At 38.4% G+C, this 11,079-nt stretch carries 9 protein-coding genes; 3 read left to right on the top strand and 6 right to left on the bottom strand.

Going from position 1 to position 11,079, the window contains the following annotated elements; all coding sequences use genetic code 11:
• Positions 1 to 156 precede the first annotated feature (156 nt).
• Positions 157 to 546 carry a hypothetical protein gene (locus J7E66_RS18000; RefSeq protein ID WP_215002336.1) on the bottom strand — a complete coding sequence of 130 codons (390 nt, stop codon included), beginning with the start codon at positions 544 to 546 and terminating at the stop codon, positions 157 to 159.
• Between the two features lie 673 nt (positions 547 to 1,219).
• Between J7E66_RS18000 and J7E66_RS17995 the strand changes: the two genes are divergently transcribed.
• Complete coding sequence (locus J7E66_RS17995; protein ID WP_215002334.1) at positions 1,220 to 1,324, top strand: YjcZ family sporulation protein; 105 nt, start codon at positions 1,220 to 1,222, stop codon at positions 1,322 to 1,324.
• A gap of 511 nt (positions 1,325 to 1,835) precedes the next feature.
• On the opposite strand, the gene J7E66_RS17990 is transcribed toward J7E66_RS17995, so the two are convergent.
• On the bottom strand, positions 1,836 to 2,396 hold the full coding sequence (locus J7E66_RS17990) for a helix-turn-helix domain-containing protein (RefSeq protein ID WP_215002331.1): 561 nt from the start codon (positions 2,394 to 2,396) through the stop codon (positions 1,836 to 1,838).
• A 1,132-nt stretch (positions 2,397 to 3,528) separates the two neighbouring features.
• Between J7E66_RS17990 and J7E66_RS17985 the strand changes: the two genes are divergently transcribed.
• Together J7E66_RS17985 and J7E66_RS17980 are read left to right on the top strand one after the other, a co-directional pair.
• Entirely contained in the window at positions 3,529 to 4,644 is a 1,116-nt protein-coding gene (locus J7E66_RS17985) for a tyrosine-type recombinase/integrase (protein WP_215002330.1), read from the top strand.
• A 660-nt stretch (positions 4,645 to 5,304) separates the two neighbouring features.
• A complete protein-coding gene (locus tag J7E66_RS17980; RefSeq protein WP_215002328.1) occupies positions 5,305 to 5,847 on the top strand; it encodes a tyrosine-type recombinase/integrase in 543 nt (180 codons plus the stop codon).
• A 1,149-nt stretch (positions 5,848 to 6,996) separates the two neighbouring features.
• Here J7E66_RS17980 and J7E66_RS17975 read toward each other — a convergent pair.
• The 4 genes from J7E66_RS17975 to J7E66_RS17960 form a co-directional block, all read right to left on the bottom strand.
• Positions 6,997 to 7,272: a YolD-like family protein gene (locus J7E66_RS17975; RefSeq protein ID WP_251032989.1), complete on the bottom strand. Its 276-nt coding sequence runs from the start codon at positions 7,270 to 7,272 to the stop codon at positions 6,997 to 6,999.
• 105 nt (positions 7,273 to 7,377) lie between these two features.
• The gene (locus tag J7E66_RS17970; protein ID WP_215002326.1) at positions 7,378 to 7,887 is read right to left on the bottom strand and encodes a hypothetical protein; all 510 of its coding nucleotides are present in this window, start codon (positions 7,885 to 7,887) and stop codon (positions 7,378 to 7,380) included.
• Between the two features lie 123 nt (positions 7,888 to 8,010).
• On the bottom strand, positions 8,011 to 8,964 hold the full coding sequence (locus J7E66_RS17965; RefSeq protein ID WP_215002350.1) for a tyrosine-type recombinase/integrase: 954 nt from the start codon (positions 8,962 to 8,964) through the stop codon (positions 8,011 to 8,013).
• A gap of 634 nt (positions 8,965 to 9,598) precedes the next feature.
• Positions 9,599 to 9,859 (bottom strand): hypothetical protein, encoded by a 261-nt coding sequence (locus J7E66_RS17960; protein ID WP_215002324.1) that lies wholly within the window; start codon positions 9,857 to 9,859, stop codon positions 9,599 to 9,601.
• Between the last annotated feature and the right edge of the window lie 1,220 nt (positions 9,860 to 11,079).

The following is an 11,079-nucleotide window of genomic DNA, read 5'->3' as shown; positions in this document are numbered from 1 at the left end:
AGAAATTGCAAAAGAAAAATAAATTAAATGCCCTTCCCAATCGGTCGGGCATTTTAATTTTAAAAAAAATCATTCTTCCACTAAACTGCCCCTTTAGTTGAAGAAGGTCAATCTAAATAAGGTGCAGCCAATTAAAGGCAACACCTCTTCGCGTTCTTATCTTGATATATGTTTGTACTCTAATACTTCTACTTTAAAACCATGACTACATCTAATTTTGGGGCTGTCGCAGGATGGAGATACTCTTACTTTAACCAAGTCCTCTGCATATTCCAATGGGCTATTGCTATTCTTAGGAATTAGAAGCCTCACGGAAATATCATAGGAATGATCGTTGCTATAAACAATACCAACAATCCTCTGTGACTGCCAGCCAAAAGTAGCAGCATCTTTCCCTGGATATTCTTTCATCACTCTTTTATCAATAGATGGAAATATAATATCTCTAATAATATCCTCTGGTGTGACATACCAGTCATCTGCAAATGGTTTAATTTCCTTTGGCTCTGGAGGTTTAGCATAAGTTAAGTTTCCTGTGACAAACATTAAAGAAATGGTGAAAAGGACAAATCATTTTCTTCATGATGCTCACTCCCATAATATTATAGTTAGAATTCGCATCTTCAAATAATATTATCCACAACAACCAATAACCCCGTACAACCTGCCAGTTCGGCGCTGCACCACAGAGAATGAAAATCATTCAGGCAGTCTATACTGTTTTAATGCTGGCGAAGAAGGTCTTTGAACTATGGTGCCTTTGAGCCCTTTCGTTAGTCTGACTCCAACGACCACGGTGTTCCACCGACTGTCGCACCCTTTATGGGTAGCACTCATGGGAGATTAATCCTTTTTCTGGTTTTTGCGCCAGTTCACATAGAATTTATTTCAAAGAAGGATGGGTGTTTTTTACTATCCATTACCAGCCAACCCTATATGAGTTCTTCAAGAGGCTCAGCCTTTTTTTAAAAACTGGCTTTTCTGGGTCTATTTTTGTATGCCCTTTTTCAGTTTTTATTTTCATGGGAGTTTAAGTGCAATTCTTCACATTCTCTACGTTGCTTACTCCGTTAGTTAACAAAGACTATCCTACTAATGCACAATTTCTTCGAAGTACGAAAAAAGAACAACTTTTTAAGAATAATTACATGCTTGTCCCTTTCAAGTTATCTCCGTTAGAATAAAATGTATTACCTCTTAAATAAGGAGGTGAGTTTACATGAGCTACCAAGGCGGCGGAATGGGCACAAGTTTTGCTTTAATTGTTGTTCTATTCATCCTTTTAATCATCGTTGGAGCATCCTTCATGGGTGGAGGATACTAATTTAATTACAAGGTGGTTAATTTTATTTAGAGGGATTCTGAAACTTATTCAGAACCCTCTTTTTACTAATATTTTATGTCGCTCTTTGTGTCAAATACGACATAAAGGGAGCTTATTTTCTCCTCTCGCTTCTTTAACCAAACCTGCTTCGGCAGTACAACAAAAAAGCTTTACCCTCACCCGTTCGTGGAAGATTCCCATTATCTCAAATTCCAATAATATGAAACTTTGCCTTAGGTTTCAATTCTAATACCTTGTTTTTCGTATATTTTTATAGCAAATTCGGGGGCATGTTTTGGAGAACTCCATTTAATTTTTTCTATGAAATCTTTATGACTTTCACTGTAGTTAATCCAATCAACAGTATCTATCGCAAATACTTGAAAATCTGTTTGAAAAGGAGTTTGACGTTTACATTTTGGATTTGGGCAACCTTGTATAGAAACAGGTTCTATTCTCTCTGTTTCAGTAACTCGAACACTTTAATAACACTTTTGTTGTATTATTTTTTCTATTTTTTTCGGATGTATTCAATTACGGGGAAAATGATCTGTTCTTCTAAACTCTCAAAATTTTTATCCATCAATAAGCGTTTACCTTCAAATGCAAATGCTTCAAGTAAATAGCTGATTCTTGGCTTTCTATATGCTTTACTATTGGCTTCGCACGCTTTCCAAACCTTTTCTTCAAGGGCTTTTGAATAACGTCTGTGCTGGATACATTTTCGAATTAATGACTTTTTTACATATATATATCCTTCCCAAATGTACTTTTTAGCCAATTCTTGCCACATTTCCGTTCGAATTTGTTCTTTGATTTCAACATTTACAACATTTTTTGTGTTTATTTCATTTGTTTCTTTTACAACATTTGTTATATATATTTCGGGCAAACGCTGTTGAATAAATTCTTGCAATATGTTTTCAGGGATTTTCCACCCTTCCTTTCTTGAAGCTGGAGCAATTCCTTTTATCGCACCTTGTCTTAGCCACCTGCGGACACTCTCTTTGTTGGTCGTAATTTTATTTATTTTTAATAGGTCAAACGCTTCATCAACGCTATACATTTTCATAAATACTGCTCCTTTAAGACAACAATTGTTTTATTAAATCCATTATACAACAAATGTTGTTTTATTAAAATGCAACAATCGTGTTATTAGGATTCCTACCAACAAAACGTATATTAACAAGACTACAAATTGAAAAATTCTATAAATTAAAGGACAAACATATTTATATGTAAAATATGTAATCTCCTTACTAATGAAAAGTAAATAGACTGCTCAATTAATTGAGCAGTCAATGGGAATAAAATGACGTATGGAAATAACTTTTGAACATGAGAATTATACTGGCTTAGATTTGTGACTAATACATACACCCTATATATTTTATGAATTTAAAAGCGCTAGGTGATTGTGTAATTTGGAGCAAGGCTTGAAATTTTTCTTATGCGGTAGCCATTTCACAGTGAGGTTTGATGTATATTTAAAGCCTTGCTCTTGTTATAATTGTCTCCTTAGTGTTCACGGAGTATGCATAATTTACGTCGTCCTTCCTTTTATATAGAAAGGAAAATCTCTCATTTTCTCCAAATTACGTGTAGTCTGTTTATTTTCATTTGAGGATTGGAATAATGATGTATTCAAGGATAATTTTCTGTACAAGGTGAAAAAGCTACTGATAGCTACCAAACCTCACTTATCCAAAAGGTGGATAACTAGTTAAAGTTGCACTGGCGGATCCCCAAATTTCTAATGGAGGTCAACCCTCCCATATCTAAAAGAGTCTTTGCTCCAAAATTCCTTCGTCCAACCTTTCCATAAGGTGGATGTCAATCATGCTGCCCGTTACTTGAAGAAGAAAATAGCATTACCATTTTTCCAGGAATGCACCCATTATTAAAGCATTATGCAAATAACATCTTACTATATCATTTCTACTTACAAATGAATGGAATTCTATATATGCTTTGTATTAAAATGAATGGGCTATTATATTAAAAATAAAAAGTAATTTGGCCTGAGAGCGAATCTCAGACAGGACCCCAACTTCAATTTTTGAATATATTTAAATAAAATAAGGAAGCCAGATTTATAGATAGAACAAACATTCTGTGTTAAAATATAAGTAAAGATAATTAGGTATTATCTTTACTTTACATAATAAAATTATTTAAAAGTTATTTATAGGAGGTCATTAATGAATTACTTGACCCTTCTTCAAAATATGAATGGTGAACAGTATTTAACCCATTTACGGGAGAATCTAAAAGCTCGTCATCTACTTGATGAAAATCGGAACCTAACACTTGAAAATAGTTCCGAACAGGATTTTCTTGAAATGTTTTTTTTAGAGAAATTGTTTCCTCAAGATAAAAAACTTTCGTCCCACACTATTAAAGCCTACCGATCGGATGCCAAAACGCTGCTTACTTTTCTGACGGACCTTTCCCTTTCCTTTCGGGATATTGGATTCCCAGAAGTAAAAGCGTATAACCAATTTATCAAAGAACATTATGCAGCTAAATCAGCCATACGAAAATTGGAGTTTTTCAGAAGATTGTTGGACTTTGGTTATGAAACACAATTTTATAAAGCCCACCTTTCCACCTGGATCTCGAAGCCGGTGTCTAAAAAAGGACACTATATAATAGAAGAAACTCGTCACGAAGAAGCACAAACCCGAGTGCAAGTCAGAGAATTGAATCAAAGAGAAGCTGAATTTCTTATTTCCTTCTTTCCTAAAATAGTAAGGGCGACACGAAATCGAGAACAATTGGAGAAGAGGAATTTGCTGATTGGCTACCTACTCTATACCACGGGGCTTCGTGCAAGTGAGCTTTTAAGCTTAAATTGGGGAAGCTTTCGATATAACCGTAAAGGATTTTTATTTGTAGATGTCATTGGTAAAGGAAAGAAACCTCGATCAATTCCTATAAGAGATGAAACCAAAGATATTTTATTTAGGTATCGAAAAAGTATGGGAGAAACCGTTGAAATAAATATGCAGGATACCAGCCCGCTTTTTTTTGCTTTATACAATAAAAATGAACTTCTTGTAAATAAAAAACGGTTAACCTACCCTGCTCTGTATAAAATTGTGAAGGAAGCTGTACAACTTGCGGGAAAAAATTTAGGCGTTACGCCTCACTGGTTCCGTCATACATTTGTCACTCTTCTGCTTGAGAACGACGTTCCTCTTGCGGTGGTTAAAGATTGGGCTGGGCATTCGGATATTTCTACAACTAATATTTACTTAGAACGTATCAACCAAGATAACTCGTATCTACATTTAAATAAGGTTAACTTGTTTTAAAGGCATTATTTTTTATTAGTTTAAATAATACAAAAATTATTTGGTAACTTGATTAGAAAGAGTTTTTTTGACACTTTCTTTGTGGGATATACAAGAAAAGTAAAAAATTATTGGTATTTTTAACTTTCTTTTGTGGAATAGAGGAAAATTCAGCTTCTAATTATTTAAAATATATTTCACAAGGAAATATAAACCCAAAATCTTAAGTCGAATTCATTGGTTCAAAAAATTAATTTAAATTGTGATTAGTACTGTTTTTTATTTTTAAGATGCTATATTTATTTTAATCTTTATTTCCTTAATTTAGGGCGTTGGAGATTTGCATTGTAGTGCAATTATCTTTCCTTTTATGTATAACTATGCATCTAATTTTGTTGTATAAAAAATATTTAAAAATTCAATCAATTAATTATATATCAATATTTATATAATTATTTAAACGTTCAAATACCTGCTATAGATGTTATTCTCATTACTTTTTTATCTGCACTGGTCCAACTGTAATATAAAACTGTATATAACAATTATGAGATTGTTAACATTTTTACAAATATCTTATATCCTAGTGGGCTTATCGGACATAACATAAACGGCAACTGCTAACGTTATACTGAGTGTAACATAAATAAAAATTAGTTACACTGAACGGAGGCAAACGAAATGAACAAAGTCGAACCTATTCGCGAAGCTAAAGACATCGAGGTAATGAAAAAGGCGCTAGCTGGCCGCAATAAGTTAATGTTCATTATGGGCGTATCATTCGGACTAAGGATATCGGATTTGCTCGAGCTGAAGATCGGAGACTTACGCGGCAAGGACTTCTTTATTATCGGCGAAGAGAAGACGAAGAAGAAGGGGAAGATTACTTTAAGCGATACCGTTAAAGAGGAGATTGCGAAGTTAGATGGCGCGGACACTGATTACGTATTTCAATCGCGCCAGGGCGGTAATAAGCCGATCAGTCGCGTGCAAGCTTACCGCATACTTAATGGCGCAGCAAAGAAAGCGGGCATACTCGATAAGATAGGCTCGATTGGCTGCCATTCGCTCCGCAAGACGTTCGGTTACCAGCTCCATAAGAAAGGCGTAGATATCACGCGCATAATGGCCATCTTCGGGCATAGTTCGCCTGAGATAACGCTGGCATATATCGACATCACTGACGAGGAAATCAGCGATGCGTACCTGATGATCGAAGTTTAACAGCTTCGGTCTTTTTTATTGCGCTGAGTTAACTATATGAGTTCGAAAAATTGTGCGCGGTTCAGAATCGTCAAACCCCCGGCTTTTTTTGACGTGGCTTGGGTAATTCCGACTTTTTTACTCGGATATTAAATCGTAATGAATCCGATATTCACGTTTATGTATATCGAGTGTAACACAATCGTATTATGTAACAGTCGAACGAACGACTAAACGTTGATGTAAAGCGGTTTGTTGACGGTGAATGATCGATATGGTTGACGTTTAGTTTATGCATCGCTTCAACCCGCATGCCTACGTAGCTGGCTGCCGATAGTCCGTGCATAGAATCGTGCATACTTCCGGTACATATCCGGCATAATAACGGGGTACCTGAGTTTGAGAGGCGTCCATCCAGCGGGCGCCTCTTGTTAATGAAATACGCAGATATGTAATCTTTTGTATAGCCGGATGCCTTACGATTCGCCACCGTATCCCTGCCATATTGCTAGATGATTATTCTGATTGTAAGATATGGACATTTCGGACATTCTAGAATTAGGAGGTGCTAGTATGTCTTCGTGGATATACACTCATTTTATAAACACGCTTTGGTTTGTATTCATTTTGATCTCGATTCCTGGCACTTTTCTAATTTATTTAGTTTATTCAAATTTAAAACAAAATATGCAGGATAATGACGATAGTCAAAATCAATAGCACCTACCGTTATTATCTTCCACATTACGTCACCTTACGTTATAAATCGTAATCATTCCGTGTTCCTTCTATTATATAACGCATTATCGCATTAAAGTAATACCGCACTAAATTAAAATAGAGGGCGTATATTCGTTCGCAGATTAGTCCAGAATAAGAATATACCAAACACCCCTGTGGTTTGGTTGCTTACGTCTTTTGTCCGTCCTTACCGTAATAGTGAGGATGGACTTTTCTTTTTAATCTACGACAGACACCGCCCTTTATTTATAACTAGTCCGCGGTTGTCCATCGCTATCTAAGACAACCCTTCATAACATAAAGTAACCTCAATGATAGTTAAGTAAACATTTACAAAGCGTCTAAATGGCGCTTTTTTTATTTCAGCCTAATCTATGACAGTAACCCCGGTAACATTCTCGAAGGCCACCCGCTCGAATTCGCCAGGCTTTACCTCAATGCGGAGCTGATCGTAATAGGGTCTACGTGATGTATTCGGCCAGTAATCTCCGATGTGAATCCGTCAGCCCATACGGATAGCTTTACCGCCAGGTTATATTCCATTGCGTAGGCTATGCGCTGATCAAACTCCTCCGTATCGAATTCGCTTAGTAACGGCCGTGGCTGGCGCTCTTGGTCCTTAAACATGGCTCGCTGCTGTTCGAATACTTGCGGCATAAAGGACGCTGCATTCCACTTAATCAGACCTCGGTCTCTTATCGCCATAATAATCACCTCGGTACTATTATATATGAACAAATGTTCCGTATGTACAATAAATAATATGTCATGAAAAGACCGCCCTTTAGAAACAAGAGACGGTCTAATATGCTAGTCACTGCTTTCATCATTGTGGTGATGGTGATGGTGATTGTGGCCGTCATGAACTACTACAAAGTCATCATGTCGGAAGAACATCGTAGGTTCTGATTCGTCAAGTGAACTGCCATCAGATGAGAATCCGCCTGTTACGCTGACTTCAATGAGATCGCCTGATTCTTCAACATCTCCGCTTACCGTTACGATCAAAGCACGTGGATCGCCTGCTGCTGTGACCGTGGCGTCTGTGATTGGTGATGGAGTGAATACCGGTACAGCAAACCCCCCAGCCGTGTTCGGAGGCAAGGTCATAGGTGACGAAGGGAATAGCACGGTCCAAGGAGCCGGAGGAGCAATCGGACTCGGAAGCAAAATAACTTGGTCGATTCTTACCGTGGCGGTTAGCGTCCTGTTCGTCTGGTTACTAAGCGTCACGATTACGATATTGCAGGGACTTGGTGGATGATGAGTAAAGATAGGAATAAGAAAAGGTCCCGTACGTAAAGTCGCTATAAAAAACACATCCTTTCGCAAATAGTTTTTCAATCAATATAGTAAATGCGAAAGGTAATTTATTTGAAAGGGACAAGCATCGAGTAATAGCGCACATTTTTTGATATAAAAAACGCCACCGCAAAGGTGACGCTAATAATCTTTCCGTTGCTTTAAGTTATTCAGCGGTGAAAACTTGCGATGCTGCTCCTTTACGTCCTCAGCGAATAAGTTAACGTATGTCCTCACCATATCAAACGTAGTATGTCCGAGTATCTGCTGCAGCTCGAAGATTCCTGCGCCATTCTTCACGCTTAGTTTTGCGAATGTGTGCCGGAACGTATGCGGACTGCACCGTACGCCCTCAATGGCCGCCTCTTTTCCGTAAACACTTATACGCGACTGTATTTGGCGCTTAGTGAGCGGTGTGTCGTCTATTGTGAGGAACAACGCATCGCAATCGACCACATTGCCTCGGATAGCAAGGTAACGTCGCAGTTGGTCTTTCATCGTAGCTGATAGCGGTACATAACGCTGTAAATAGCCTTTAGTATTGCGGATTAGTACCTTCGACTCTTCCCAGTTAATATCGCTTACTTTGACGCCTATCAGCTCGTTAACACGGACACCAGTCTCGAGTAACAATAGCATGATCGTATAATCACGGACGCCAACGAATGTCTTTAAGTCTGGCCGGTTCAGTATGTCGGTAATTTGCTTTACGGTAAACGTAGCAATAATCTGCTTACGGTCGCGGATTAACCTAAGATTCTCGACGGGATTCTGCGGAATATACCGGTCCTTATACAAAAAGTTAAAGAACGCTCGAATCGCACGCAATCTAGTATTAATAGACGTTGTTTTCAGTCCTTTTTCAACGCGTAAATAACGGATTACATTATCGTTAATGATGTCCTTAGTTATTTCGCCAGGATAAGTCGTCACGGATTGCTCGACGAGAATCTTTTGAAAGGTCGTTAATTCATTCCGATAATATTTAATTGTATGCTCACGCAGATTTCGGATTTCTCCGTCTTTGATAAAGAGGTCAAGCGCATCATTAAAGTCGAGGTAATCCGAACGTAAACTGCCGCGCAGCTTCGCCATATCCTCCGTAGAAAGTGCATTTGTTCGTCTAGTGCGGGTCAAAATAACTCCTCCATTGCTGAATTATTCGTTCCCTCTGCGCACGATTCACCGCGTACGACTTTCGGCCATCGAATCGTGTGCATAGACGAAAAAACGACGACCTACATCTCGTGTAGATCGTCGTCATTTCAACGTTTTTTTATACCGGTGATCGGGGTCGAACCGATACTCCTCACGGAACACGATTTTGAGTCGTGCTAGAAAATTTATTTACGAAATTATGTACGAGATATACCGTCCATTCAGCGTTTTCTTACGTTCGACCGCTAAAACCGAAAAAGTTCATTCGCACGATTACCTGTTGGGATACATTATATCAATTGTAGGCGATGTTGTACAGACCCTGAGTTTACGATTTACCACAAAATTTTTAGAACGGATTTGGCTGTGTGGAACGGCTGGTTTTGGCAAGACGGGGGTGACAGACCTACGTAATAACGTCAAGGTTTCGAGATTTTACATCCATGTTTGTCTATCGTTAGGCGTGTGTCAATATAACACGTACCCTTCTCCCGTGATAGGGTGGCCCCTTGCTCGTACAAAAAAAGACCGCCCTATACGTTAGAAACGGTCAATCATTCGTATTCAACTGTTAACTACTGCTTTCATCGCTGCTTTCATCATGGTGGTGATGATGGTGATCGTCATGTACTACAACAAAGTCTTCATGACGGAAGAACATTGTCGGTTCTGAGACATCCAGTGAACTGCCATCCGATGAGAATCCGCCTGTGACGCTGACTAGAATTTCATCTCCTGATTCTTCAACATCTCCGCTAACCGTTACGATTAAAGCACGTGGATCGCCTGCTGCTGTTGTACTGGTGTCTGTGATCGGAATGGGAGTGAACACAGGAACAGCAACCCCCGCAGCTGTGTTCGGAGGTAATCTAAAAGGTTGCGGAGGGTGCAGCACCAATATAGGAGTCGGAGGCAAAACCGGACCCGGAGGATAAATGACTTGGTCGATTCGTACCGTAGCCGTTAGCGTCCTGTTCGTCTGGTTACTTAGCGTTACGATTACAATGTTTATGGGGGAGGGTGGTGTCCCATGAGTAAAGATAGGAAGGAGAAAAGGTCCCGTACGTAAAGTCGCTATAAAAAACACATCCTTTCGAAATTTATAATTTTTCAATCAATATAGTAAATGCAAAAGGCGTTCTTTTTGATAGGGACAAGTTATGGAGTTAATCCGTACATTTTTGGCGTTACTATGCGTTTTGAACGTTCAGGATTCCAAGTTTTTACGATCGTGTGTGCGTTACACCAGGCATACGGCTATATTAAGGGTGGGTCGCTCTTGTGATAGGGTGGCTTCCCGTACTCCTTCTGATATCCTAAATAGTTTCATAACTTAAAAGTATTGGCACCAAATTATTGAGTCGTATTTATCAAGGTTTAAAAGGTGTCATAACTATTGTTCATAATTCAAAGGGAAAATACGATTAAATATGGCTATGTACGAGTTAGTACTAAGGGGGCAAACGGTGAATCGTAATTCCGTCGTGGAACAGATCGTGAAATTGAAGTCAGAATGATACGAAAATATCTTCAAAGGTATTTACTGGAACAAAAACTTCATCTACACAATTCAAAGCATTACTGTCATTTTTGAGACAACGGCGATACCTTAGTTGTACGCTGATCAGAGCAAAAAAAAGAAGCTAGAGTCGTAATATAGTTTGAAGCAACGTCATATTCGGTGAGTACTAAATTAGTTACTTCTGTTTTCTCTGGGTCAAAGCAGTGAATTTAGACGCACAGTCTTTACATATACATTCATCCATCAACCTAAAGAGATAATACGCAATAGACTAGCTCTACAGCAATAAACGTTGCAATAAACTTCACTACCGTTCAGTTGAATCCTGCTTTGCACAGTCTTCACATAATATACACGTTTATATTTATTTGATGTTACTGAAGCTGATAAGCTTTGGTTACATCACTGAGCCGTCAGGCGAAGGTTATTACGTCATATACTTTCTCTTAAGACCAATACGTCATGAACCCTTGATACGACTAGCTTTCTAAACGATTTTAGCACGATCAACTTGCTAGTTTTATTAGACG

The sequence above is a fragment of the Bacillus sp. ISL-7 genome (genome assembly GCF_018613065.1).
The sequence above is the reverse complement of the archived record's forward strand: the minus strand, read 5'-3'. Positions and strand labels throughout refer to the sequence as shown.